Here is a 24,594-nt window from a genome sequence, read left to right on the forward strand (position 1 = left end):
GGGCAGCTGATACTGTTGCTCGCTTGTCTGGGGACGAGTTTGTAATTGTTGCAGAGCAACTTAAAGACGCTAAAGCGGATTGTAAAATTATTACCAACACTGTGCTGAAAGACATTACAGCTCCTCTTGCTATTGCCGATGGCTTAGTGCTAACAACCAGTATTGGTGTGGCGTTACATCGCGGGAACTGTAATGCCAACAAGCTGTTAAAGCTTGCTGATGCGGCGATGTATAAAGCTAAAAAGGATAGTGTCAGCAAAGTTTGTGTAGATGACTCTTGTCTATGATGCCAACTCCAGTCCCTGTTCAATAAATCCGGTATATATTTTACTCTCTTAGCTCTCAACTGCCTGAGTTACTTACCACCCTATCCACAATTCTATACTGTTGATCCCTTTGCAGGTTGTGGACTTATTCAGTCACTTTACCGCTGTTGGCGTGCTATTCAGTTTGCTGTTGTAAGATAGGTTGACTGTCGTCAGAAAAGGACGAAGCCGTGTGTTCTCTAACCCCTGACCTTTACCTCCAAAATAAACTATAATCACCACATAACATACCTAGATTAATGCTTCGCTTGATTCAACGCCTGAATCGCAAAACTGCCCAGCCAGTGTCCGCCCTCGTAGCTGTCACCCACCAAATTAGGGTAGGAATAGGCAATATGCTTATCCGCTATAGCTCGCAAGTGAGCATACTGCGGGTATTCATTCGTCAGCGCATAAAGATTCCACGCGCGGCTGAAATTCAAGCCATCCAGGTGAACTAGCTTACCGTCGCTACGATCGCTTACCCGCCCTACTTCTAGGCTGTAGTTTTTATCCGCCAGCTGCGGCATGAACTCCACTAACCACGGTAAAAACTCGTCTTTTGGCAGTACCCGTTGCATTAAACCGATTTCTTCCAGACATGGCGAAATAAAGTCGTAGCCACTCGGCTCCCAGCTTATCGGGCAGTTGGTATCGTCGAGGAAGTAATCTTTGGCGCGCTCAGTGATCAGTTGCTGTAGCTCGGGCCGCTGGTGGTTCACCGCATAGTCGTAGGCAAAACTTAAGCCAAAGGCGGTATTGGTGTGCTCGCCCACCCGCACTGGATAAAGTAATTGCGGAAGAAAGTTAACATAGCGCTCAATGATTAAATCGGCCAGCGGTTGCAAGTTCGTCGCCAGCTCCTGACCCAAAGGTTCTTGCCAGGCATGTAGCTCATCCGACAGTTTTAATAACCAGGCCCAACCGTAGGTGCGCTCGAACGACTTATTGATATCTTTACTGAAGAACTCTACTTCGCGCGCCACGTTTTCGGCAGTTAAGTTGCGCTGCAAAATTTCCCGGGCTTGGTCAGCGTGTTCCATCTCCGGAAACTGCTGCAGCAAGGTCACCAACGACCAGTAGCCGTGCACTGCACTATGCCAATCGAAACAGCCGTAAAACACCGGATGATGCTCCGACGGCTCTTTCAGATCCGCAGCACTACCGAGCACAATACCTGTTTTGTAGGGGTAGGGTGTTTCGACACAATGCAGTGGCAGCGCCACCAGTTTATCGGCTTCTTCCAGAGTTAAGCTGTGCGCTGTGTCGCTGGCTGCCTGTGCTTGGCTAAACAGCCCGAAAGATAGAAATACTACACTGCTGATAATGGCGCGTTTGTTCATAAGGTTGCCTTTGCTGCTGAGAGTTCATATGTACACAATGACTACAGCTTAAAACAATTCACACCCAAACGCCTACCCTTGTTGCGCCCTGCTACCAGGGCTGCGTCTCAAGTTTATCTGTCGTGTTATTCCCGATTCTGTTCAGTCTTGGTTTTCCATGGAGCAAATGCGATGAAGTACAATAAGACAATGTTGGCAATAGGTACCAAAATTAATAGTCCTAAAGGTCCTGCATAACCGATGCGCTGACATAGTCTCCAAGTTGGTGCCACCAAAATAATACCAATCACCAGCATCCAGACGAAACCCATACCCGTAAACATTTCGTGACCCATCATACTTTCTCCTTGTTTGACATCTACTTGATCAAAGTTAGACTCTAATTTAGCAACTTGCAAACAATCAAAAGCTGTCGGTGCGTATTCGCGTTCTGTTGTTAATCCTAATCATATTGGTGTCACTGCTCCATACTAGATACGCAACACATCTTTTCCGACCCCCAATAGCTGCCGCTTAACAACGAATTCACCTGAGCCGCGATCGCATGCCGCGGTTTCAATGGTTCAGTTGGTGCTTACCAGCAAGTATTTAGCCAGAAGCCGCAACTACAGTGAAATGAGGAGAGCAGTAATGAATACCAAGTTTAACCCGGGGCGGCGAAAATTCGTAAAATCAGCCCTTACCGTCGCGTCAGCTTTGGCTATAGCAAAAGTAGCTCCAACATGGGCAAGTCCTCAGGGCCGCACCTTCAAAGACCAACTATTAAGCAGTGATGAAATTGATCTGACGATAGCGCGATCGCCCTTGTTGATTGGCAAAAAACTGGGCAACCCCATTACCATAAACGGTCAAATGCCCGGTCCACTGATTCGCTTAAAAGAGGGCCAACGAGCAAAACTCAACGTTACCAACAAACTAGGTGAGGACACGTCAATCCATTGGCACGGCATCATTTTGCCGGAAAATATGGATGGCGTACCTGGCGTATCATTCGAAGGTATAAAGCCAGGTCGTACATTCAACTACCGTTATGATGTTGAGCAAAATGGTACCTACTGGTATCACAGCCACTCAGGACTGCAGGAACAGCTGGGCCATTTGGGGCCATTAGTCATTGATCCCAAAGATGGCGACATCGGTGCGGACCGCGAGCATACAATCATTCTAAGCGACTGGACGTTCGAAGATCCGGACGAGGTATTTCGTAATCTCAAGGTTGCAGAGGGTTACTATAACTATCAGAAACGAACGATATTTGAGACCTTTAAAGACATACGGCAGCAGGGACTCGAAAAAACCTGGAACGAGCGTAAAATGTGGGGGCAAATGCGCATGAGCCCTCGTGATATTGCAGATGTAACAGGAACCACTTATACCTATTTAATGAACGGTCGCGATTCAGCGATGAATTGGTCTGCGTTGTTTAAGCCAGGAGAAAAAGTGCGACTTCGCATCATTAATGGCTCTGCAATGACCTTTTTTGATGTGCGCATTCCGGGGCTGGAAATGACCGTCGTCGCTGCAGATGGTCAACCTGTCAAACCCGTACCTGTGGATGAGTTTCGAATTGGTGTGGCCGAAACTTATGATGTAGTTGTGCAACCCAAACACGACAAGGCTTACACCATATTTGCTGAAAGCTTCGACCGTAGCGGCTATGTCAGAGGAACACTCACTCCCGAAATAGGACGTCAAGCAGCGGTTCCCGAGCTACGACCTGCTTCGGAACGCGGTATGGCCGCCATGGGTATGGCAGGCATGGGCATGGAAGGCATGAGCATGATGGACATGAGCAGCAAAGATGGTCAAATGGATCACGCGATGGCTCATAAAACGAAATTGCCAGTTGATAATATTAAGATCCAGCACAACGAAGGTGGCCATGGAGCCGGCGCGGCGATGATCGCAACTAACCCGACGAGTCGTCTGGATGAGCCGGGCATTGGATTAGAAAATGTTGACCACAGAGTGCTTGTTTATGCCGACCTGGTTGGTGCAAAGGAATGGCCTGACAAGCGAGAACCAGAACGCCAGATTGAGCTGCACTTAACTGGTAATATGGAACGTTACATGTGGTCTTTCGACGGTGAAACATTTACCGAAGTGGATGGCCCAGTTCAGTTTCACCATGGCGAGCGCCTAAGACTCGTAATGGTCAACGATACCATGATGGACCACCCAATCCATTTGCATGGCATGTGGATGGAGCTGGAAAACGGCCAGTACCCTAGACCTCGCAAGCACACCATCAGCCTAAAACCGAGTGAGAAAGTTTCTCTACTCATCTCCGCTGATGCGCTTGGCAGCTGGGCATTTCATTGCCACCTTTTATACCACATGAAAGCGGGAATGTTCCGCGTGGTCAATGTAGCGTAAGGAGGCAAACTATGTACGGTAAATCATTGTTACTGAGTGTTGTGTTACTACCTGGAATCGCATTGGCGGGCCATGCTGAAGACGACTGGCCTGAACCCGTCAAAGAGTATTATACCGGACAAGTGCTGTTTGACCGCTTGGAATTAACCCGAACCAGCGATGAGGAAAACCTAGCCGTTTGGGATATGATGGCATGGTATGGCGGCAATTATCACCGAGTCGTGTTTAAAAGTGAGGGTCAAAATATTCAGGATGACGGAGCCCCTACGGATCTCGAAAGCGCTGAACTTTTATATAGCTATCTGGTTTCTCCATTCTGGTCCTTTCAGGCAGGTGTAGGAACCCGAGGCGAGCTATCCTCAGACAGTTCCATGGAAAATTATGCCGTAGTTAGCATGATGGGGTTAGCCCCCTATTGGTTCGAAATGGATAATTCGTTAATGATAAACGAGGAAGGTGATATCCAGTTTGTGAGTGAAACTGAGTACGAGTGGCAGTTGACTCAGACATCATATTTACAACCTAGAGTTGAATTAACTGCAAACCTTACTGACTCTGATGAATATCAGCGACAAAGTGGACTCAGTAATATTCGCGTCGGTTTGCGTTATCGCCACGAGATAAGTCGAGAATTTGCACCTTATGTCGGCGTCTATTGGAGTTCCGCGCTAGGCAATACAGCAGATCACATAAAAAGTATCGGCCAGGACACGACTGAAACAGGATTTGTTCTAGGTGCCAGGATTTGGTTTTAATTGTTGAGGATAATCCATGAAAAATGTATTCAAAGTACTCTTAGTAATTTCTTTTTTTTATAGTGCGTGCGTTCAGGCGCATGTCGATTTGGTCTCCAGTATTCCAATGGAAGGAAGTGCGTTAACGAAAGCTCCTTCCCAAATCACGCTGAACTTCTCAGGAGAAGTTCGTTTAGCAAAAGTCATGCTGCATATGGACAACGGTAAAATGATTTCACTGGATTTTGCTATGAGTATGAAACCTGATGACAACTATACAATTGCCATTAAAGATGAGTTAGGCGCGGGTGACTATACTGTCAACTGGGTGGCGATGGGAGGCGATTCCCATAAAATTTCGGGAGACTTCAGTTTTAAGGTGAAGCAATGACAGTTTGGACTGTAGCCAGTACTTTGGTGCTGGCTACCATTTTTTATCTAAATGCGTTAATCACGGCGACGCCTTATATTCAGTACTTATCTGGGGTAGAAAAACCAGCCATTCGCAAAACAGATACGATCACTGCACTGTTACTCCTTCTCGCTGCCATTGCATATTTTTGTTTGAGGGTCGGAAGCTTTGCCGGTGAGGGAATTTCCGGAATGGCCGATTTAGACTTCATGAAGTTTATCTGGGTTAGTCCTGCCGGTGAGTTCGTTAAGCTGCAAATCTTAGCTTCTGCTCTTTGGCTTGTTTACTCCATGTTTTCATCGCTACACATAAAGCGGATTATCTATGTGCTCGTCGTTGTGGCGATTAGCTGGAGCTTTTTAAGTATGGGCCATGGCAAAGACGCCGTTTGGTGGGGAAAGATCGCTCTTCTGACACATCTATTAGTGGCATGGGTGTGGTTTGGAAGTCTCAACTCGCTGCGTAAGCTTGCAACTTCTGTTCCTGTGACCAAAGCGCAAGCCATAATGATGCGTTTCGGTGTGCATATGTTGATGGCCGTACCACTGTTGCTTATTGCCGGGGGAATTATGTACCGAAGTGCTACCGGGCAGTGGATACCGAAGTCTCCTCTGACGACTTATGACTTTGTGTTATTTACAAAATTAGGCTTCGTAATACTTATTCTTTTTATGGCCGCTCTCCACAAATTTAAGTTTGTACCTAAGCTGAATAATAAAAATTCTGCTAAGCGACTTAAAAAGTCGATAGCGATAGAGATGATCTTGGCTATCGTTATTTTAGTTTTGGCACTAGCATTAAGTAGCTCGTTTTCTCCTAACTAACTTAAGGAGTAATAGTGAGATCATTTATCTGATTAATGAAATTGGTTGGGAGGCTGTTCAAATTCGCTGGTCGAATTAAAACATAAAAACTGGGAGCCGATAATGACCGGGCAAGCTGCTCGTCCCGTTTATGGAAATACTGGCTTATGGATTACCGTCGCCTTCGCTATTGTTGCTCCCGCCTCTGGTCTCATCGTATTGGCAGCTTTCCTGTGGATGAAGTGGAATAGTGACCCACTGGTTATTTGGGCCTCACTCATTGGCATAACATTTATTTCGATCGGAGACGTCGTGTTTTTGCGCCGGAAGCGCATGATGCACTAAGACTCTGCCTGCTGCCGCAAGTAGTCGTCATAGGTTCCCGAGAAGTCACGCATACCTTTATCGGTTAATTCGATAATGCGCGACGCCAGCGACGACACAAACTCGCGGTCATGACTAACAAACAACAAGGTACCGTCGTAGTGCTCAAGCGCCAGGTTTAAAGCTTCGATGGATTCCATATCCAAGTGGTTGGTTGGTTCATCCATGATCAATACGTTTGGTCGCTGCATAATCAATTTGCCAAAGATCATGCGGCCTTTTTCGCCACCTGACAGAATTGAGACCGGCTTTTTAATGTCATCCTGGGAGAACAGCATACGTCCGAGTACGCCACGGATGGCTTGTTCGTCGTGGTGCGGCTGTTTCCATTGACTCATCCAGTCAAACACATTTATTTTGCCTTTAAACCAATCGGCATGATCCTGCGCGTAATAACCAATCGAGACGTTTTCTGACCACTTGATCAGGCCGTCATCCAGGTTGTGCTCGCCGACTAAGGATTTCAATAACGTGGTTTTACCAATACCGTTAGCGCCCAGAATCGCTACTTTTTCACCGACTTCGATCATAGCGTTGAGGTCTTTTAACACCTTCACGTCGTCAAAAGATTTCGTGACACCCTGCATTTCTAACGCCAGCCGATACAGCTTTTTCTCTTGCTCAAAGCGAATAAAAGGGCTTACCCGACTTGAAGCTTTCACCTCGGACAATTGAATTTTTTCAATTTGACGAGCGCGTGAGGTAGCCTGTTTTGCTTTTGATGCATTGGCAGAAAAGCGGCTGACAAACTGCTGCAGTTCAGCAATCTTTTCTTTCTTCTTCGTGTTTTCGTTCAGCAACTGCTCACGCGCCTGAGTTGCCGCAAACATATAGTTATCGTAATTGCCCGGATACACCCGCAATTCGCCGTAATCAATATCAGCCATGTGAGTACAGACGCTATTCAAGAAGTGGCGATCGTGCGAAATAATAATCATCGTCGCCTGACGCTCGTTAAGTACCGTCTCTAACCAGCGAATGGTGTTGATATCAAGGTTGTTGGTCGGCTCATCTAACAACATGATGTCAGGCTCAGAAAACAGCGCCTGCGCCAACAGCACACGCAACTTTAAACCTGGTGCAATATCACTCATCAAACCGTAGTGATTCTCGAGCGGAATGCCTACGCCCTGTAGCAACTCACCGGCCCGTGATTCCGCGGTGTACCCATCAAGCTCCGCAAACTCCACTTCCAGGTCAGCAACCCGCATACCATCTTCTTCACTCATCTCGGCCATACTGTAAATACGATCACGCTCAGCTTTCACCTGCCACAGTTCTTCGTGGCCCATGATCACCGTATCAATCACGCTGTATTGCTCGTAGGCAAACTGATCCTGGCGTAGTTTACCCACACGCATATTAGGCTCAATCGAGACATTCCCAGCCGATGGCTCTAGCTCACCGCTCAGAATTCGCATGAAAGTGGATTTGCCGCAGCCATTGGCGCCAATCAAACCGTACCGATTGCCGTCGCCGAATTTAACAGAGATATTTTCAAAAAGAGGTTTTGCACCAAATTGCATGGTGATATTTGCAGCAGAAATCACGTTTGAACACCCGAACAAAAAATAGGCGCGTAATCTACGTGTTTTAGCGGCAAATTACAAAGGAAGTTTGCGCTAATATCGCAAGCTCGACCGCTATTCTAGTTTTTTGTCCGCCGTTGTGCTCGCTGCCCTGCAACTTTCGGCTTAGGTCGGCGGCTGCGATGCCCTTCCGGTGCGAGTCCACTTGAGCCCTCGATAGATTTCATCAATTCCGCCAGCTCGACCTCGGTCAAGTTGCGCCACTGCCCAACTTGTAATCTCCCTAAGCGGATATTCATAATGCGAGTACGCTCAAGCTTACGTACTTCATAGCCAAAATATTCACACATGCGGCGGATTTGGCGGTTCATACCTTCAATTAGGGTAATGCGGAAGACAAAATTCGACACCTGCACCACTTTGCACTTTTTCGTGCGGGTACCGAGAATTGGCACGCCACTCGCCATGCGGGCGATAAAATCCGCAGTAATCGGTTTTTGCACCGTCACCACATACTCTTTTTCGTGTTTGTTACCTGCTCGAAGAATTTTATTAACCAAATCGCCATTACTGGTCAGAAAAATAAGTCCTTGCGAGTCTTTATCGAGTCGCCCGATCGGAAAAATACGGCTCTTGTGACCGACAAAGTTGGTAATATTGTTGCGTTCCGCTGAATCGGTGGTAGACACCACTCCAACGGGCTTGTTAAGTGCAATAAATACAAAAGGTTGCTTATCTTCAGCACGAATTGGCCGACCATTAACCTGCACCTGATCACCGTCCGCCACTTTGTCACCGACCACTGCCTTACGGCCATTGAGCGTAACTTTGCCTTGCTCAATAAATTTGTCGGCCTCACGGCGTGAACAAATTCCGCTTTCACTAATAAACTTATTTAAACGGACGGTCTCACGTTCTTGCATAAAGCCTCTTTATCGATGGATAAGTTTTGGGATTAGTCTGTATCTGAACCGATTAGGTTAAGGGGTTTTACCATATTAAAATATAAAAATAACCCATAAAAAATGGCGCCCAAGACTTAAATTAGCGCCAGCGCCCCCATCGTGAACCCATTGGTTGACGCTCTTCAGGGCTCTTACCTGTATAAAAGCTGAGCCTTCTTCTATACTTAATGGTGAACACTCATCAACAAGCAGACAGGTATTTTGATGGCTATTGAAAAATGTCCAAAATGTGAAGACCAAGTGTTGGATAACAGCTACAGTTGCCCTGCCTGCGGCTACCTGAAGCGTGATGAACCGGAACAACAGCAGCCCCCAGAGGAAAGCAAAATTACCACCGAGAACACCTCAAAAAGCCTACAAATACAAGGCGTGGTGTCGCTGATTCTTTTTATCGTCGGCATACTTTGGTTTTTCCTTACCGCTGACGGAGACCAGCAGCGCAGCCAACTAAGCGTTATCCCACTGATAATGTTCATTATTGGCTTCATCTGGTACATAACGACGCGCTTTCGCATCTGGCGGGCACATCGCTCCCGTTAAAGCGACGATGCAGTCGTTATCGACTGCGTTAAAATCTGCCCGCCAAGAGTTCAAATAATCACTAGGTTCGGTGTGCATGACCGTACGCACTCGGGCTATTTTAAAAGCCTTAGAAACCGGCTGGATATGAGCCTCAGCCCTTTCGCTTACGCCGTTTCTGGGCAAACCGCGCTAAGGTTTCAGCATAAATATAGCGAACTTCCTTGGTAAAGTTCTCGACCGAATGTGACGCCGCACAATCAATCGCTTGCTCAGCCATTTGCTGGCGTTTTTCAGGGTTTTCCAATAGCAAGCTAACTTTCTCCAGCCACAATGACTGCTGCGCCGGTGTTTTAAAGCCATTCACGTTGTCCTGAACGACATCGTCAATGCCGCTCGCACGCACCGCCACCACAGGTAAACCCGCCGCCATCGCTTCTAAAATGACCATTCCCTGGGTTTCCGATTGTGACGCAAACAGGAATACATCGCCAAGCTGATACCAATTTGCCATTGCTTCTGGCGGTACCGAGCCTACCAAAGTAATCTCATAACTTAAGCCTAAGCTATTAATTTTGTCCTGCAAACGCTGCCGTTCTGGGCCATCGCCAATCATCAGGAAACGAAAAGGTTGAGCTGACTTTTGTTTGAGCTCTGCCAACGCATCAATAATAAAATCGATGTTCTTTTCGTTCGATAGCCGCGCGACACTCACGAACACGATCTCGTCGGTGATCTGCTGTTGTTCTTTTAAGCTCGCAACAGCCTGTTCATCGACAGTCTGAAACCGTTCAAACTCGATGCCAGTGGGCTGAACATAAATACTTCTGCGCACACCAATCATACGCAAATACTCTTCCGTCGAGTGGGTCGGTACGATTATGCTGTCGCATTTATTGGCAAACCGACGCACCAGCACATGCACAATGATATTGTTGAATAAGTTGCCCGGAATAATCACGTTGTGCGCGTAATGCTCAAGCCGTGTGTGGTAAGTATAGACCACCGGCACCTTTAACCGGCGCGCCAGATACACGCCTAAAGAACCAATCCAAAACGGATGATGCGAATGAATAATATCTGGCTTAAATTCTTTAACCTTCTTACGCACGTACCCGGAAAAAATATTAGCGAAGCGAAATTCACTTTTCGCGCCAAACGAAAATAATGACGGTGTGCGTACAATATTCTCTTCATGCTTAGCTTTTTTTCGATACCGCGGAGCGACGATTAATACGGTATTTTTAAGCCCAGTCAACCCGCGGCGCAGGCGCTCAATAGAAATGGGTACACCACCAATAAAGGGCAAATAATTATTGGTAAACATTGCAACTTTTAAAGGCTTCTCAAGCCATGGCGTGGCGTCGATATCATAGTTCGGATAATAGGATCTACCGACAAATACCGCATTGTATAGTTTAATACTTATCGCTAAGAACAAGCTAACTAACAAAATAAAGTTTATGTAGCCAACATAAAACAGTGAGTGAATGAAAAACCAAAAACTTTCCAACTGTTTCAAAATAGGATGCTGACCAACCGGCATTTCAACAACCCGATGTTCAACACCATTATCTGCACTTACCGTAACTTCCACGTAGTGATAAAAACTTTCATCCTGATTCAATACCAGTCCGCCTGCTCCTCCAGTTGTGATAAATGGAGTGCCAGCATGCTCCTGCTCAAAATACATGGCGACATTCGCAGAAAACACCCGGTCAACTGGATGCTGTTTGAAGGTTGAAAGCAACGCCTGGCGGAATGCTTCAGGCTGCAAATAATCTTCAGACTCTGCTAACAAGAATTCTTCTTTAGGTTGAAATAGCGGATGTCCAATAAAAACAAATCGGTAAGTGGACTGATCAGCCTGTAATAAATCATTTAGCCAACGTAGTTGCCAGCGCCAAGGTGTTTTCCCAGTACTATCGAGGAAAATAAAGCGGCTTTCACCAGCACTGAAGGTGAAGAAATGAGGCCCGTAATGGTCATAAAAACGGAAACTTCCAAACTCGTCGTATTCATTCGGCCCAAAGGTTAACAGGTAAGGTTTTTGCAAATGCGACAAGGTACCGTTAAGTGCCCGGTATTTATCTTCACCCCCGCTGCTGACCGCATTTCCTGCGGAAATAACAAAGTCGATGGTACTTGCGTTTAAGCGCGGAATAATACGTCGTTCAAATATGCCAACAGAATTGTTGATATTACCTACCACGGCAAAACTGTAGACCTGTTGCGACGCGACCTGTTTGCTGATTGATGTCAACTGCGCATTGTGAACCGCGAAAAACTCAGGTGTTACCAGGTTCAGATAAACTTTATACGACACCAATGCCGTGACGATAACCACGTTCAGATAGAACAGGATTTTTAACCAACGTTTTTTATTCACGAAGCAACCTTTTCTGTTCGTTGACTTCGCGCTATAAGGTAACGCTGTAATATTAAAAGCCCCAAAATCATACCGAGGTAAATGGTTAACAAGCGCCAGCTAAACGTCACCAGCAATAAATGTTTATGCGCCAATATATCGTTAAAAAAGCTACCAAACACACTTTCTGAGATTCCAGATGCCCCGGGCGTCGGTGAAAAATACATTATAAAGGTCGTAACGACCAATAAACCTAGTGAGGTTAAATAAGGTACATCATAGCCAAGCCCCCACATTAACAACGCCGGAAAGCTAAATAAGCTCAGTAAAAAAATCATGGTGAAAAAGACCGACAAGCCGATCGCCAGTTTCGGTCCCTGGAGATAAATTGAAAAGCTTCGTGAGAATCTCAGCATTTCTCGCATCACTTTAAAATACCAACGTTTGGCTTTTATCTCAGAGATTAAACCCCAGCGCTGAAGCCGCCTAATGACCAACGTGATTGGTGTTATTAACCAATGTGAGCGCAGCAAAACCACTGCAAAAAAAGCTAAATACAGCACCACGACCAGCACTAATGCAGCACCAATATCGCCACCCATCGATGAGTCTTTAAGAGCTGGTAAAGCGAGCAGCAACACCGGCGTTAACACGAAGATAAATAAAATCGCCAACATCGTGCGGATCATAGTTGCAGCGGTGGCTTTGCCTACGGAAATACCATGGTCATGCAAAAACCATACTTGGGCAAAGCCACCACCGGTGGCCATTGGCGTGATGTTGGAGAAGAAAATATTGATAAATACTAACTTCGACATTGCTTTAACCGACAAACGAGCACCCAGAGCAACTAAGGTGTAATAAAGCCGTAAGCCATCAGCGGCGAAATAAACCAGCAACAGCACCAAACTCGCCAAGATAACTTTCGGTTGCAACAACTTGGCGTCGAAACTAAAACTTCGCTCAGAAAACTGATCGAATACCGCATAAAAACCAGCAAAGGTAAACGCGGTAAAAAGCGCTGCAAAAATCGCAAGTCGCTGCCATGAGAACCTGGGTTTGTGGTGATCTTGTTGGTGCTGTTCTGGTTCGCGATCTTGTTTCATTAGTCCTCATAGCAGACTTTTATCACTGGCCGAACCTGAGATTATGTGGTGGCGGCGACTGGATGTCAAAAGCCGCCACCACTCTTAAATGCCTTACAGCTGCCCTGCCAAAAACGGTATGTAGATAATGACATTCAGCGGAAACGTCACACCCAATGATGACAGCATGGCTTTACTGATATTGGCATCGGGGATTGCCGCCCGAATAGCTGCAGGTGCCGCAATGTAAGATGCACTTGCGGTGAGCGCGCCTAAGATCAATACACTTCCCGCCTGTAACTCAAGGTAGTTGCCCAAGAGCAAACCCGGCCAAACCAAAATTAGTGGTGCTATTGCCGCGAACAACACAAGCCGCCAATGAGCCAGCGGTAGGGGTCGACAAATGCGCGCCGTGGTCAGGCCCATTTCAAGTAAGAACAAGGCCAACAGAACCTTAAATCCATCCACTACCAAGCCAGAAATTGAAGTCAGTCCCGCAGGCCCGTACAGCCAACCGATCGCGACGCCGCCCATTAGCAAAATAACGCCGCGACTGGTAAAAGCTTCATGCCAAATAGCGGCCATGTTCGTTTGCTCGCCCTTTTCCCCCAGTTTCCAGTGGTAAACCGCCAGCATGAGTATGATGGCGGGTAATTCCAAGATAACGAGATATAAGGTTGCGTCCGCGGAAATGGGTAAGTTGAAACTTTCGGCCAAGGCCCATGCAACAGCGAAGGTACCGGCACTTACCGAGCCGTAGTGCGCAGCGATACTAATGGCATCAGCAGGCGCTAACCGCACCCACTTTCTTAATACCGGCAACAGAACTATAGGAATCACTATGCCTAACATCATAATCGCGATTAAATGCGTCCACACCACAGCCTGATGATCGCTGTGTAACGCCAAACCACCCTTGATACCGATACTAAGCATCAGCAGTATCGAAAGAATCTCGTAGATCTGACCTGGCATTTTTAAGTCAGACTTCACCACTCCTGCGATAATTCCTAAGATAAAAAACGCAATCACTATATCTGGCATAACACTCCCTTTCGCTGTAATTTTCGCTGCAATTTTGCGCGCTAGTATGCGTAATTCTGTGCATTATTAAAAACAAATAACTACACTGTTACCTATAGGGAATTATCTATAGGACATCCCATGGACTTACGCCACATTAATTTTCGTTTACTTGAAGTGTTTAGTCAGGTGGTCGAGCAGCAAAGTATTTCTGCCGCCGCTCGGCAACTGTATCTAACCCAACCTACGGTATCGGCGCAAATTCGTCGACTAGAGGAAATTTTTGCCAGCAAGCTGTTACAACAACAGGGACGGCGAATGTTTCCCACCGTCGCCGGCGAACAGCTTTACAAAGCTGCCGGCGATGCCATTCGGCGAATGCAAGACTGTAAGGAGAAACTCTCTGCGATTAACGCTGGCATTGCTGGCGAGCTCAAAATTGCCTTGGTCAATACCGCACAGTATGTTCTGCCACAGTTAGTAGCACAGTTTAATCAACACTACCCAGATATTCAGATTGAGCTAAGTATCGGTAATCGAGAATCCACCCTGCAGCGCTACTTTCAAAATAAAGACGACATCTATTTATTCAGTCACCCTCCAACGGACCCAAATGCTGACGCGCAGGCCTTTATGAAAAACCAGCTTGTTCTTATCGCTCCACCTGACCATTGGGCGGTAGATGAGCAACATATCGACTTTCATAAACTCAAAAATGAACGTTTCTTGATCCGCGAAAACGGTTCAGCAACGCGTATGGTGTTTGATTCCTGGCTGGCAGGTCACGGGATTCAGCTGAGTCACCGCACGCAGATTGAGAGTAATGAAGCGATTCGTCTGAGCGTAGCCTCGGGTAGCGGCTTAGCGGTACTTTCTCAACATATTGTTGCGCATGGCAGCGACCCCGTCGCTACGCTTAATGTCACCGGGTTTCCACTGCCTGGACAATGGTACATTGTGAGTCGCCGCGACAGTATGCAGCAGCAAATTATCACTCGATTTCGGGATATCGCCCAAGTACGTCCTCTGCCAGCCATGTAAGCGAAAACGACGCCGACCTCAGTCAGCCTCTGTATCGGAAAAAGCTATTGCAGCAGTCGTTTTTATCAGCTTTCATTAGGCGGGGTTATACCTGTAGAGTTGAGCTATAATTCGATAGAAATAACTTGAAGGAGCTTTTAATGAGCAATAGCAAAGGTAAATGTCCAGTTCTACATGGTGGTCATACCGCCACGGGGAAATCGAATATGGACTGGTGGCCAAATGCATTGAACCTCGATATTTTGCATCAGCACGATACCAAAACCAATCCTCTTGATCCTGATTTTAACTATGCCGAGGCCTTAAAAGATCTCGACGTAGAAGCCTTAAAAAATGATGTCAAAGCGCTAATGACCGACAGTCAGGAATGGTGGCCTGCGGACTGGGGCCATTACGGTGGCTTAATGATTCGTATGGCTTGGCACGCAGCCGGCTCCTATCGTATTGCTGATGGTCGCGGTGGTGGCGGTACAGGTAATCAACGTTTCGCACCGTTAAATTCCTGGCCCGATAACGTCAACTTGGACAAAGCGCGCCGTTTATTATGGCCGATCAAGAAAAAATACGGCAGCAAGATCAGCTGGGCGGATTTAATTATCCTCGCCGGTACCATGGCTTATGAGTCGATGGGACTACCCGCTTATGGCTTCGCCTTTGGCCGTGAAGATATCTGGCACCCAGAGAAAGATATTTATTGGGGTGCAGAAACCGAATGGCTCGGCAAAAAACGCTACGACGGCGAAGGTAGCGACAAGCTTGAGAATCCGCTAGCGGCAGTACAAATGGGCCTGATTTACGTTAACCCAGAAGGCGTCGACGGCAATCCAGATCCACTGCGGACCGCGCAAGATGTGCGTGAAACCTTTGCCCGCATGGCAATGGACGATGAAGAAACTGCAGCACTAACTGCTGGCGGCCACACCGTGGGTAAATGTCATGGTAACGGTAAAGAAGCGAACTTAGGTCCAGAACCAGAAGCAGCTGACGTGCACGAACAGGGTACAGGCTGGAACAACACCACTTCACGCGGTATTGGCCGGGACACCATGAGCAGTGGTATTGAAGGTGCCTGGACCACGAATCCGACCCAGTGGGATAATGGCTACTTCTATTTGTTGTTCACTTACGAGTGGGAATCGAAAAAGAGCCCTGCTGGTGCCTGGCAATGGGAACCTATTGACATAAAAGAAGAAGATAAACCGGTTGATGTTGAAGACCCATCGATCCGCCGTAACCCCATCATGACCGATGCGGATATGGCGATGAAAATGGACCCCGAGTACCGCAAAATTTGCGAGCGTTTTTATAGTGACCCCGAGTACTTCTCAGAAGTGTTCGCCCGCGCCTGGTACAAATTGACGCACCGCGATATGGGTCCGATTCAACGCTATTTAGGTCCCGATGTACCGGACGAAGAGTTGATTTGGCAAGATCCGATTCCAGCAGGTAACCGCGATTATGATGCGACTGCCGTTAAAGCGAAAATCGCTACTGCAGATTTATCTATTGCTGAGTTAGCTGCGACAGCCTGGGACAGTGCCCGAACCTTCCGCGGTTCAGATTTACGTGGCGGTGCCAACGGTGCGCGAATTCGCTTAGCGCCCCAAAAAGATTGGCAAGGTAACGAGCCGGAACGCCTGGCAAAAGTACTTGCGGCATTAGAGCCAATTGCTCAGGAAACCGGTGCGAGTCTTGCTGATGTAATCGTACTGGGCGGTAATTATGCCGTTGAACAAGCAGCAAAGAATGCCGGCGTTAACGTCGAGGTTCCGTTCACCCCAGGTCGTGGCGATGCCACCGAAGAGCAAACCGATGTGGAAGCTTTTGAACCGCTTGAGCCGATTCACGATGGTTTTCGCAACTGGTTGAAGAAAGACTATAACGTTGCCGCCGAAGAGCTGTTGCTCGACCGCGCACAGTTGTTAGGCTTAACCGCTCCGCAAATGACCGTTCTTATTGGCGGTATGCGGGTCTTAGGCACGAACTACGGTGACAGCAAACATGGCGTGTTTACCGACCATGTGGGCAGCTTGACCAACGACTTCTTTGTCACCTTGACCGACATGAAGTACAGCTGGAAGCCCACCGACGGTAACTCGTATGCAATTGTTGACCGCAACACTGGCGAAGCTAAATATACCGCATCGCGGGTAGACTTAGTGTTCGGCTCAAATTCGATACTGCGCTCCTATGCCGAGCTTTATGCCCAGGACGACTCACAAGAGAAGTTTGTGAACGATTTCGTCAAAGCATGGAGCAAGGTAATGAACGCTGATCGTTTCGATAAAGCGAGTTAACTAAACAACAGCAGTGTAAGACAGCGCCCACTCGTTATGAGTGCGGCGCTTTTTTTTATGCCCGGCGCGAGCAGTTATCTAAGCAAGTCCGCAAGTGCTCCAGCCAAAACTCCACGGAGTGTTCCATGGTGCTGCGGCCCACGCTGATTTCGCAGATACTCTTTCCGTGCTCGTCAATAGCACGTGGTTTTGACAATACCACGACCTCATGCTGCTCAGCATAAGCATCAATGGTCTCATTTAAGGCTTGTCTCTCAGCGTCAATGTGCAAGTGAAACAGCGCCGCCTGAGGCGTGGCAGGATTCACTGTAACCCCCGGAATACTGGCCAACAACGGACCGAGCTTTTGTGCATAAGTGACGGCCTCGGTAATGCTCTCCAGGTTGTCTTCTAGGCCTTGTTCTGCGGCCAGAATATAGGGATAAAATGAAATCAGATTGCCGCCAGCGCGACGACTCCAGATCTTTGCCTCAGCAATAAAATCTGCTTCGCCCGCCAACACTGCTCCGGCAATGCCGCCAATATCTTTGTACAAACTGACATAAACCGAATCGGCTAGCGCGCTTATCTCAGCCAGACTGCGCTGATAATAAGCCGGACAATGCCAAAGTCGCGCACCATCAATGTGCACAGCTATAGTGTGCTGCCGCGCCCAGTTTACTTGTGCCTCTAGGTCATCCCACGCCGGTAGTTGGCCGCCGATTTCACGCATGGGTAACTCCAGCACCAACGCCGCCAGATGGTCAGGATCCTGAACTTTAAGATCAGCGAAACTTAATACCTTTTGAGTATCGCCGAGTAACCGCGTGTTCAAGCCCCACAGTTTTTGGTAACCGCCCTGCTCATGCAGCACCAGATGCGAGGTCGGATGCAGACCAATGCTAGTGCGATTACGCTGATCGCAATGAATCTTCAGTGCTAGCGGCTGCGCCAAGGTGCCACTGGGTAAAAACAGTGCCGCTGGTTTACCCGCAACATGAAAAACCAGCTACACTGGTCATAACTTTAACCAATACAGAGGCTTCTGCTATGAAGAAATTGCTCTTCGGCCTTTTTGTCGTCATGGCTTTTTTCAGTATGCTCCCGCCAACGAGCGCCGCTCAAGAAACAGAAGTTGCCGAGTCTGCAATTAAGGTCGTTAATGCGCCACAGGATGAAGCAATTAAGACCCGCCTGAGCGAAATAATGCAGGCCATAGGTGGCCTTGAGGCGGTCACTATTACCGTCAATTCAGGCGTTGTGTCATTCAGTGGTGAGGTCGAAAGCACTACTGCAGCACGCTCGCTGGTTGCTATTGCCGAACGTACCGAAGGCGTGGTGTACGTTGAGAGTCAGCTGATGGAAAGTGTGCAAGTGAGTGCCCGTCTGCAACCTCTGGTCATGAAATTGGAAGAGCTGGGTACTACCACGTTACAGCTACTGCCAATACTCCTCATCTCCTTAGTGGTCGTGGTGTTGTTTTGGTTCATTGGCGGCTGGGTGAGTCATCGCAGTAACTGGTTAAAACGAGTAGGTATGTCAGAGCTGGGCGCGTTACTTGGTAAACGCGTGATTCGTCTGGTGATCACCGTTATCGGCTTAATCATTGCTTTGGAAATCCTCAACGCCACCGCCTTATTTAGCGCTGTTTTAGGAATTGCAGGGGTATTTGGTATCGCGGTCGGCTTTGCCTTTCGCAACATCGTCGAAAATTATCTGGCCGGTATTTTGCTCAGCGCCCGTAATCCGTTTCGTATTGGTGATCTTATTCAAATCAACGAATTCACTGGCAATGTCATGCGCCTTACCTCACGTGATACCGTACTAATGACCCTTGATGGCAATCATTTGCGAATTCCCAATAGCGTAATCATTACCTCGTCAATGACTAACTTTTCGCTGAATCCATTACGGCGTTTCGAATTTAACGTCGATGTTACTCCGAATGCAGAGTTGGCCGAGGTGCGTAAACTGGCCGTCACTATTTTGCAGCAGATGAAGGGAATTCTCGGCGAACCAGCGCCGCAATGCATTATTCATGAACTTGGAGCAAGCACCGTTATTTTACGGATTTTAGCTTGGGTCGACCAACGCGAAACCGACGTGTTAAAGGTGCGTAGTGAAGCGATAAGATTCGTGAAACAAGGTTTTGACGATGGCGCTATTGAAATGCCAGAACCTACGTATCGTTTGCGATTCGAATCCGACTTACCCGATTCAACACAAATTGCCGACTCGACGTCTACTCCGGCAGCGCAGCAACAAAAGCCTTCCCATCAACTAGCAGATCTTAACCAAATTGATGTTAGCGCCGACCACACCATAGATAAGCAAGTCAACGACGAGCTCCGCAATTCCGATGAGCAAAACTTGTTGAAAAACTAGTTAGTCGGTCTCCGCCAGAGCGTGACCATCCGTCGGAATGGCGAGTCATTTTTCGCTCGGGTCCGTCGCCGGGCCTTCGCTCTTTTTGCCTTGATAACGCGGTGCCATTTGCAGCGATTGGCTATGCCCAGTACACTCTGTTTCTCGTTAATTGAACTTAGACAACTTGGAAACCACCATGGCAGCTTTCGGTACTCTTTTTATGCCTGAAATGGCACTCAGCACCTTCGACGGGGAACGTTGGAGCGCGCCCAAGCAGGTCGCAGCGGACAAAATCAGCCTGCATCCCGGTGCCCACGTTCTGCATTACGCCAGTACCTGCTTCGAAGGGTTAAAAGCTTTCCGACATGAAGACGGTTCGGTGAACATTTTTCGGATGGATGCCAACATTACCCGACTCGTGCAAAGTAGTCGCTTGCTTTCCCTGCCTGAAGTAAACCCTCAGCAGCTAGAAAACATGATCATCAATAGTATCGAAAAATACCATGCTGACGTGCCAGAGCCGCCTGGTTCAATGTACATTCGCCCGACTCACATAGGCACCGAACCAAGTATCGGTAAGGCCGCGTCCCCAAGCCTCACCTCGATGTTGTACGTACTACTGTCGCCGGTTGGTGATTACTTCAGTGGCGGCATTCGACCGTTACGTTTGCTGCTCGAGGAAGAAGGCATGCGTTGCGCAGCCCACATGGGCATGGTGAAAAGTGGCGGTAACTATGCCAGCGCCCTGCAACCGATTATGCGAGCGCGTGAAACTGTGAATGCCGATCAAGTGCTATTTTGTCCGGGCGGGGACGTGCAGGAAACAGGTGCTGCTAACTTCTTGCTCATCGACGGCGACGAAATCATCACGAAAGCACTGGATACTTCGTTTCTCCACGGAATTACCCGCGATTCACTGTTAACCCTCGCCCGTGAGATGGGCATGAAAGTGAGCGAACGCGAGTTGAGCGTTGAAGAATTGCTCGAACGCGCAGCCAAACCAGACACCGAAGCGGCTTTGTCAGGAACCGCCGCCGTGCTCACGCCGGTCGGCACCCTGATCCACGAAGGCAAAGACTACCCAGTTGGCAACGGTGTCCAGGGTCCCACCACAGAGAAATTACGTACAGCGCTCAATGCTGTGCAATGGGGTAAAGCTCCTGATAAGCATGGCTGGTTAACCAAGGTCTAATTCTAAATCGATCGCCTGTTAAAGCTTGTATTGCAGCATGACCCATATTTTGGTGGTATCAACCGCATGCTGCTCGCCCTCGTAGCGAGCGGCTTTAATTAACCCTTTGATGCTTGAAGTTACTGTGTAAGTTCCTGCAATATTCCATTCATGACCGTAATCTATAGCACCTGCGTCGGACTTGAAGTCATGCCAGGTCACAGCCCATTTCCCACCAAGGACAGCCGTCGAAGCGCCAACCCAATGATCACGAAGACCGTGATTCGGCGTCGTCAAGAAAACGTCAGCAAAACCAGAAAAGGCATGAAGCGTAGCCAACGGAGTTTGAAATGCACTTACACCATCCCCAGCTAAACGTTCTTGCCCTGCGGTGAAAGTCACCATGCTTGGCGCCCAAGTCAACGCGAGGCGATGATAGTGATGGGTTTCAGTTGTCGGTGCATCATGGGCTCCGGTTTGGGTCGCAAATGCTGCATGCCAGCGCAAATTAGCTTGCTTTGCGAGCACCCCTTGGTAATCGATACCAAAGGTTTGGCTATTACGCAGTCGCCAATCGTCAAACTCGAAGTCATAGCCGAACAACCCGATCTGATGGTCAGGCTGAATTTGCCACGCCACCAACGCCGTCATAAAGCTACCTTTTTGATCGGCTGCGCTGCCAGCCGGTCCAAAAATTCGATTAACATTGTGGTAGTAACCCACGTCAAGAGAAACCGCTTTAGTCCCCTGATATTGAAGGCGATAGCCATCAAATGTTTGCTCATTTTGGCGCCAACCCACACCGCCAACAAAACGCTGATTAAGCTGGTTGACTCGCTGCCGACCAGCGGTAATTTGTGTTCCCGCTGAATTGCTGTAGCGAACCCATGCCTGATTCACATCCGTACCTGTGGGATCGGCCACCGTACTGTAATTTTCATGCCCATTTGTGGTGCTGTTGTAGGTTTGTCCTCCTAAGGCACTGACGTCATCGACTTCAACCAACGCAGTCCAACCTTGCAACGGCTTCGCCGTAATAGTGATTCGACTTCGTAGCGTCGATGCTAATCCATCCTTAAGCGCATTCTCTTGCGACACCGACTCAAGGCGATACCTTAGGTCGATGCTCGCATCAATTTCGTTAGCAGACGCAATAGCAACAGTAGTTAAATTCAAAACAGCAAGTGACATTAACGATACAAGATAACTTAGACGCGTAACCATGGCCGGCTCCAGTGTACGAAAGGACCCCGCTAGTTTACCCTCTAACACCCCAAAACATCATTACAACAGAGGGTTACCTAATAAGGGGCAGCCCTTACATTGTAAGGGCTGCCCCTTTTGGTTTAGAAGATGAGGGGGAAGGTGATGGCGACCACGATTGCCCAACCGACGTAAACGGGGATGTAGTTGGTCTGCCACCATTCGAGATTGGTGAACCCGGTAGTGCCGCTGGCAAAACGCCAGTAGTGCCAGGCATAGCCGCTCAGGCTGACCAGTAAAATAAGGTTTTCGCCGAGGGCGGCTACGCGGTTGGCGGTGAAGCCCATTTCGAAAATGCGACCCGCAATGGCAATAAGCGCCAAGACATCGACCAATAACGCAGCAACCACAAGTAATAGCTGCAGTTTATCGAACAACGAAACCGGCTTATTGGGATCGCGTGATGAGACGGCATAGAGCACCAGTCCAAGCACCACCACCAGCATTAAATCGAGGCCGATCAAGACTTCACGTTGCATATCAAACCCGCGCCCCGTCGCCAGCATGGTCACTAGAAACACACTCAGCATTAATGTGAACAAAGGGGTGAACACACGTGCCAGCACCGGTGCCATATTTTCAATAGCTCCTTGTTTGGCTTCAACCAGCCAGCCAGCAACCACCACAGCGCCCATCGCGCCGCAAGGGATGATCCAACTTTGTACGGCCCACTCAATATCAATGCCAATAAAGTTGAACATGCCTAGGGTGAAAACCGTAAGCACCCCGCCACCAATCGCCATCAGCACGTAATAGATAAGAAACTCACCAGAAAATCGAATAAAATCCATTCTTTTCGCGTGCGATCGCCACCAATCGCCGCTGTACGCGACACCGACCATGAACCATATCGCGATGGGTAAATGCATCATCGCTAACGTCATGGTGGTATCTGAGGCAAAGTTGGCGTAGCCATTGATAAACGCCGCAGCGACTGCGGTGGTGATACTAACAAACAGCAGACCGCTGGTTCCCAACTGCCGTTGCAAAACGAAATACAAAGCTAAAAATGGCAAACAGAATAACGTAATGTTCCGCGCGTAAAACCAATCGACACCTTCGGCATCGAAATGTAGACCAAACAGTGCCGGTAGTTTGATCGCTATGCCCGCACCAACCGCCAGCAACAATACGGTCACCAGATCACCACCGAAAAAATTCCCCGGAGCATTGCTAAGCACAAGGTTCTGCCACAAACGCCCAGAATGAACTTCAGCGTATTCCCGTGTTACATCATCGAGGTCACCCACCCGTTTTGCTGCGATGAGAAAAGCTTCGTCATCTTTTAGCCCTTGTTCCTGCAGAGCATCCATTTCATCACGCAGGTGCGATTCAAGTTCATCAATATCGTATTCATTCAATGCCGCATGACGGACTAAGTACGTGCGCCATTCGGCAACCTTCAGTTCAACATCAAATTCCTGTGAATTAAGCGGGTTGGCAACCATTAGTGTCACTCCGTTGTGGATTTAGCGTCATTTCATGCCAAATTCGGTTCAGGGCGTCGTTGATCACCTGCCATTGCTGCTGTTGTTCCAGTAACGTCTTCCGCCCAAGCTCAGTAATGCCGTAATATTTGCGCTTGCGCCCAGTATCGCTCGCCACCCGCCAGCGTGATTCCAATAGCCCTTGCTGCTCGAGCCGATGTAGCAATGGATAAAGCATACCGTCAGTCCAGTTCAATGCTCCTGCTGACAATTGCTCTACGCGCTTTACAATTTCATAGCCGTACGTGTCGCCCTCGGCAATGATACCCAACACCAAGGGCGTGGATGATGCCGCCATCAAGTCTTTTGAAAGGTTCATGTTACGTCTCACTCTCGGCATGTGATTTAATACCTAGAACTTCTAGGCATTAAATTTATACCTAGAACGACAATGTATGCAAGCATTTTTATCTGATCAGTGAATTGCAGCAATCTCCGACAAAGAATATAGTTAACTAGACAGTTAAATTTAACAGGACTCACGCTATGCGCGTCATAATCATCTATGCCGTGCTCGGTACGCTACTACTTTGGCCACACTCAGCAACGCCCAATGAACCTCAGGCATGGCGCAGTTACCAGAGCGCTCCCGAAACTATCCAGGTCGACTATCGCTATTTACCCGAAGGGCATATTCAAATTCGCGCGCAACGTGAAGTCGACACCGGATTAGGTGCCTTTCTTTATCTACTCGAAGATGTCGATCGTATCGGCGAATGGGTTGCTCGCGCGGAACGGGCAACGATTCTCGCCCAACCCGCCGCAAACTCTTATATTGTTCACACTAAATTTGCCGGCTCTTGGCCCATCGCTGATCGGTATATGGTGACGCGCAGTTACTGGCTGCAAGGCCCTGAGTCTCTGACACTAATACTAGATGTACAAGATGCCAGTGCCGACTATCACGTGCCTGTGGAGGGCGTTCGTATGACCAATATTCATGCTCAATGGACGCTGCAACCCATCGCTAACTGTAAGGTTGCTATAACGTACATCGGCGCGGCTCATCCGGGAGGCTATTTACCCCTATTTCTTGCTCGCACTACCACCCTTAGTTCAATCCTCGATACCTTCGCTCAGCTACCTGCTATGCTTAAAGACTACCAACGTAATTACAGCGGTGTGAAAGAGCCCTGTTAAAGC

General features: G+C 48.2%; 23 protein-coding genes. 12 read left to right on the forward strand and 11 right to left on the reverse strand.

Features of this window, described 5'->3' with window-relative positions:
- Window positions 1–287, forward strand: a 287-nt coding sequence (locus ACQ5ES_RS09420; protein ID WP_445016186.1) for a diguanylate cyclase domain-containing protein, incomplete at its 5' end; no start/stop codon positions are given.
- 275 nt (window positions 288–562) lie between these two features.
- On the opposite strand, the gene ACQ5ES_RS09425 is transcribed toward ACQ5ES_RS09420, so the two are convergent.
- Together ACQ5ES_RS09425 and ACQ5ES_RS09430 are read right to left on the reverse strand one after the other, a co-directional pair.
- Window positions 563–1,648, reverse strand: a complete 1,086-nt coding sequence (locus ACQ5ES_RS09425) for a DUF2891 domain-containing protein (protein WP_445016188.1) — start codon at window positions 1,646–1,648, stop codon at window positions 563–565.
- Between the two features lie 125 nt (window positions 1,649–1,773).
- Window positions 1,774–1,986: a hypothetical protein gene (locus ACQ5ES_RS09430; RefSeq protein ID WP_445016190.1), complete on the reverse strand. Its 213-nt coding sequence runs from the start codon at window positions 1,984–1,986 to the stop codon at window positions 1,774–1,776.
- A gap of 292 nt (window positions 1,987–2,278) precedes the next feature.
- Between ACQ5ES_RS09430 and ACQ5ES_RS09435 the strand changes: the two genes are divergently transcribed.
- From ACQ5ES_RS09435 to ACQ5ES_RS09455, 5 genes are all read left to right on the forward strand, one after another.
- Window positions 2,279–4,024, forward strand: coding sequence for a copper resistance system multicopper oxidase (locus tag ACQ5ES_RS09435; protein ID WP_445016192.1), 1,746 nt, complete (start codon window positions 2,279–2,281; stop codon window positions 4,022–4,024).
- A gap of 11 nt (window positions 4,025–4,035) precedes the next feature.
- The gene (locus ACQ5ES_RS09440) at window positions 4,036–4,779 is read left to right on the forward strand and encodes a copper resistance protein B (RefSeq protein WP_445016194.1); all 744 of its coding nucleotides are present in this window, start codon (window positions 4,036–4,038) and stop codon (window positions 4,777–4,779) included.
- A gap of 16 nt (window positions 4,780–4,795) precedes the next feature.
- On the forward strand, window positions 4,796–5,149 hold the full coding sequence (locus tag ACQ5ES_RS09445; protein ID WP_445016196.1) for a copper resistance CopC family protein: 354 nt from the start codon (window positions 4,796–4,798) through the stop codon (window positions 5,147–5,149).
- A complete protein-coding gene (locus tag ACQ5ES_RS09450) occupies window positions 5,146–5,994 on the forward strand; it encodes a CopD family protein (protein WP_445016198.1) in 849 nt (282 codons plus the stop codon). Before ACQ5ES_RS09445 ends, ACQ5ES_RS09450 begins: the two co-directional genes overlap by 4 nt.
- Before the next feature lie 102 nt (window positions 5,995–6,096).
- Window positions 6,097–6,318: a hypothetical protein gene (locus ACQ5ES_RS09455; protein WP_445016200.1), complete on the forward strand. Its 222-nt coding sequence runs from the start codon at window positions 6,097–6,099 to the stop codon at window positions 6,316–6,318.
- Here the strand turns inward: ACQ5ES_RS09455 and ACQ5ES_RS09460 are convergent.
- On the reverse strand, window positions 6,315–7,907 hold the full coding sequence (locus ACQ5ES_RS09460) for an ABC-F family ATPase (protein WP_445016202.1): 1,593 nt from the start codon (window positions 7,905–7,907) through the stop codon (window positions 6,315–6,317). The two genes, ACQ5ES_RS09455 and ACQ5ES_RS09460, sit on opposite strands and share 4 nt — an antisense overlap.
- A gap of 98 nt (window positions 7,908–8,005) precedes the next feature.
- Complete coding sequence (gene rluF / locus ACQ5ES_RS09465) at window positions 8,006–8,809, reverse strand: 23S rRNA pseudouridine(2604) synthase RluF (RefSeq protein WP_445016204.1); 804 nt, start codon at window positions 8,807–8,809, stop codon at window positions 8,006–8,008.
- Between the two features lie 246 nt (window positions 8,810–9,055).
- Between rluF and ACQ5ES_RS09470 the strand changes: the two genes are divergently transcribed.
- Window positions 9,056–9,391 carry a zinc ribbon domain-containing protein gene (locus ACQ5ES_RS09470; RefSeq protein ID WP_445016206.1) on the forward strand — a complete coding sequence of 112 codons (336 nt, stop codon included), beginning with the start codon at window positions 9,056–9,058 and terminating at the stop codon, window positions 9,389–9,391.
- A 133-nt stretch (window positions 9,392–9,524) separates the two neighbouring features.
- Here ACQ5ES_RS09470 and ACQ5ES_RS09475 read toward each other — a convergent pair whose 3' ends face one another.
- The 3 genes from ACQ5ES_RS09475 to ACQ5ES_RS09485 all read right to left on the reverse strand — a co-directional run bounded on the left by ACQ5ES_RS09475 (window position 9,525) and on the right by ACQ5ES_RS09485 (window position 13,867).
- The gene (locus ACQ5ES_RS09475; RefSeq protein WP_445016208.1) at window positions 9,525–11,759 is read right to left on the reverse strand and encodes a glycosyltransferase; all 2,235 of its coding nucleotides are present in this window, start codon (window positions 11,757–11,759) and stop codon (window positions 9,525–9,527) included.
- On the reverse strand, window positions 11,756–12,844 hold the full coding sequence (locus ACQ5ES_RS09480; protein ID WP_445016210.1) for a lysylphosphatidylglycerol synthase transmembrane domain-containing protein: 1,089 nt from the start codon (window positions 12,842–12,844) through the stop codon (window positions 11,756–11,758). The genes ACQ5ES_RS09475 and ACQ5ES_RS09480 overlap by 4 nt, the downstream gene beginning before the upstream one ends.
- A 93-nt stretch (window positions 12,845–12,937) precedes the next feature.
- The gene (locus ACQ5ES_RS09485; protein ID WP_445016212.1) at window positions 12,938–13,867 is read right to left on the reverse strand and encodes a sodium-dependent bicarbonate transport family permease; all 930 of its coding nucleotides are present in this window, start codon (window positions 13,865–13,867) and stop codon (window positions 12,938–12,940) included.
- 120 nt (window positions 13,868–13,987) lie between these two features.
- Here ACQ5ES_RS09485 and ACQ5ES_RS09490 point away from each other — a divergent pair, with 120 nt between their 5' ends.
- A complete protein-coding gene (locus ACQ5ES_RS09490) occupies window positions 13,988–14,887 on the forward strand; it encodes a LysR family transcriptional regulator (RefSeq protein ID WP_445016214.1) in 900 nt (299 codons plus the stop codon).
- A 140-nt stretch (window positions 14,888–15,027) separates the two neighbouring features.
- Window positions 15,028–17,184: a catalase/peroxidase HPI gene (gene katG / locus ACQ5ES_RS09495; protein WP_445016216.1), complete on the forward strand. Its 2,157-nt coding sequence runs from the start codon at window positions 15,028–15,030 to the stop codon at window positions 17,182–17,184.
- 55 nt (window positions 17,185–17,239) lie between these two features.
- On the opposite strand, the gene ACQ5ES_RS09500 is transcribed toward katG, so the two are convergent.
- Window positions 17,240–18,172, reverse strand: coding sequence for a threonine aldolase family protein (locus ACQ5ES_RS09500; protein WP_445016545.1), 933 nt, complete (start codon window positions 18,170–18,172; stop codon window positions 17,240–17,242).
- Window positions 18,173–18,213: 41 nt separating this feature from the next.
- On the opposite strand from ACQ5ES_RS09500, the gene ACQ5ES_RS09505 reads away from it, so the two are divergent.
- Both ACQ5ES_RS09505 and ACQ5ES_RS09510 read left to right on the forward strand, forming a co-directional pair.
- Window positions 18,214–19,548 (forward strand): mechanosensitive ion channel domain-containing protein, encoded by a 1,335-nt coding sequence (locus tag ACQ5ES_RS09505; protein ID WP_445016218.1) that lies wholly within the window; start codon window positions 18,214–18,216, stop codon window positions 19,546–19,548.
- Between the two features lie 178 nt (window positions 19,549–19,726).
- On the forward strand, window positions 19,727–20,722 hold the full coding sequence (locus ACQ5ES_RS09510) for a branched-chain amino acid aminotransferase (protein WP_445016220.1): 996 nt from the start codon (window positions 19,727–19,729) through the stop codon (window positions 20,720–20,722).
- Window positions 20,723–20,740: 18 nt separating this feature from the next.
- On the opposite strand, the gene ACQ5ES_RS09515 is transcribed toward ACQ5ES_RS09510, so the two are convergent.
- The 3 genes from ACQ5ES_RS09515 to ACQ5ES_RS09525 all read right to left on the reverse strand — a co-directional run bounded on the left by ACQ5ES_RS09515 (window position 20,741) and on the right by ACQ5ES_RS09525 (window position 23,770).
- On the reverse strand, window positions 20,741–21,925 hold the full coding sequence (locus tag ACQ5ES_RS09515) for an alginate export family protein (protein WP_445016222.1): 1,185 nt from the start codon (window positions 21,923–21,925) through the stop codon (window positions 20,741–20,743).
- A gap of 122 nt (window positions 21,926–22,047) precedes the next feature.
- Window positions 22,048–23,412: a permease prefix domain 1-containing protein gene (locus tag ACQ5ES_RS09520; protein WP_445016224.1), complete on the reverse strand. Its 1,365-nt coding sequence runs from the start codon at window positions 23,410–23,412 to the stop codon at window positions 22,048–22,050.
- Window positions 23,393–23,770: a PadR family transcriptional regulator gene (locus tag ACQ5ES_RS09525; protein ID WP_445016226.1), complete on the reverse strand. Its 378-nt coding sequence runs from the start codon at window positions 23,768–23,770 to the stop codon at window positions 23,393–23,395. Before ACQ5ES_RS09525 ends, ACQ5ES_RS09520 begins: the two co-directional genes overlap by 20 nt.
- 167 nt (window positions 23,771–23,937) lie before the next feature.
- On the opposite strand from ACQ5ES_RS09525, the gene ACQ5ES_RS09530 reads away from it, so the two are divergent.
- Window positions 23,938–24,591: an START domain-containing protein gene (locus ACQ5ES_RS09530; RefSeq protein WP_445016228.1), complete on the forward strand. Its 654-nt coding sequence runs from the start codon at window positions 23,938–23,940 to the stop codon at window positions 24,589–24,591.
- The last annotated feature ends 3 nt before the right edge of the window (window positions 24,592–24,594 follow it).

The organism is Pseudidiomarina xizangensis, from assembly GCF_052541995.1.

What these genes read in the sequence shown, in the direction of transcription:
- ACQ5ES_RS09425 (WP_445016188.1), bottom strand. Translation starts at nt 1,648, where the DNA reads ATGAACAAACGCGCCATTATCAGCAGTGTAGTATTTCTATCTTTCGGG.
- ACQ5ES_RS09430 (WP_445016190.1), bottom strand. Translation starts at nt 1,986, where the DNA reads ATGATGGGTCACGAAATGTTTACGGGTATGGGTTTCGTCTGGATGCTG.
- ACQ5ES_RS09435 (WP_445016192.1), top strand. Translation starts at nt 2,279, where the DNA reads ATGAATACCAAGTTTAACCCGGGGCGGCGAAAATTCGTAAAATCAGCC.
- ACQ5ES_RS09440 (WP_445016194.1), top strand. Translation starts at nt 4,036, where the DNA reads ATGTACGGTAAATCATTGTTACTGAGTGTTGTGTTACTACCTGGAATC.
- ACQ5ES_RS09445 (WP_445016196.1), top strand. Translation starts at nt 4,796, where the DNA reads ATGAAAAATGTATTCAAAGTACTCTTAGTAATTTCTTTTTTTTATAGT.
- ACQ5ES_RS09450 (WP_445016198.1), top strand. Translation starts at nt 5,146, where the DNA reads ATGACAGTTTGGACTGTAGCCAGTACTTTGGTGCTGGCTACCATTTTT.
- ACQ5ES_RS09455 (WP_445016200.1), top strand. Translation starts at nt 6,097, where the DNA reads ATGACCGGGCAAGCTGCTCGTCCCGTTTATGGAAATACTGGCTTATGG.
- rluF (WP_445016204.1), bottom strand. Translation starts at nt 8,809, where the DNA reads ATGCAAGAACGTGAGACCGTCCGTTTAAATAAGTTTATTAGTGAAAGC.
- ACQ5ES_RS09470 (WP_445016206.1), top strand. Translation starts at nt 9,056, where the DNA reads ATGGCTATTGAAAAATGTCCAAAATGTGAAGACCAAGTGTTGGATAAC.
- ACQ5ES_RS09480 (WP_445016210.1), bottom strand. Translation starts at nt 12,844, where the DNA reads ATGAAACAAGATCGCGAACCAGAACAGCACCAACAAGATCACCACAAA.
- ACQ5ES_RS09485 (WP_445016212.1), bottom strand. Translation starts at nt 13,867, where the DNA reads ATGCCAGATATAGTGATTGCGTTTTTTATCTTAGGAATTATCGCAGGA.
- ACQ5ES_RS09490 (WP_445016214.1), top strand. Translation starts at nt 13,988, where the DNA reads ATGGACTTACGCCACATTAATTTTCGTTTACTTGAAGTGTTTAGTCAG.
- katG (WP_445016216.1), top strand. Translation starts at nt 15,028, where the DNA reads ATGAGCAATAGCAAAGGTAAATGTCCAGTTCTACATGGTGGTCATACC.
- ACQ5ES_RS09505 (WP_445016218.1), top strand. Translation starts at nt 18,214, where the DNA reads ATGAAGAAATTGCTCTTCGGCCTTTTTGTCGTCATGGCTTTTTTCAGT.
- ACQ5ES_RS09510 (WP_445016220.1), top strand. Translation starts at nt 19,727, where the DNA reads ATGGCAGCTTTCGGTACTCTTTTTATGCCTGAAATGGCACTCAGCACC.
- ACQ5ES_RS09515 (WP_445016222.1), bottom strand. Translation starts at nt 21,925, where the DNA reads ATGGTTACGCGTCTAAGTTATCTTGTATCGTTAATGTCACTTGCTGTT.
- ACQ5ES_RS09520 (WP_445016224.1), bottom strand. Translation starts at nt 23,412, where the DNA reads ATGGTTGCCAACCCGCTTAATTCACAGGAATTTGATGTTGAACTGAAG.
- ACQ5ES_RS09525 (WP_445016226.1), bottom strand. Translation starts at nt 23,770, where the DNA reads ATGAACCTTTCAAAAGACTTGATGGCGGCATCATCCACGCCCTTGGTG.
- ACQ5ES_RS09530 (WP_445016228.1), top strand. Translation starts at nt 23,938, where the DNA reads ATGCGCGTCATAATCATCTATGCCGTGCTCGGTACGCTACTACTTTGG.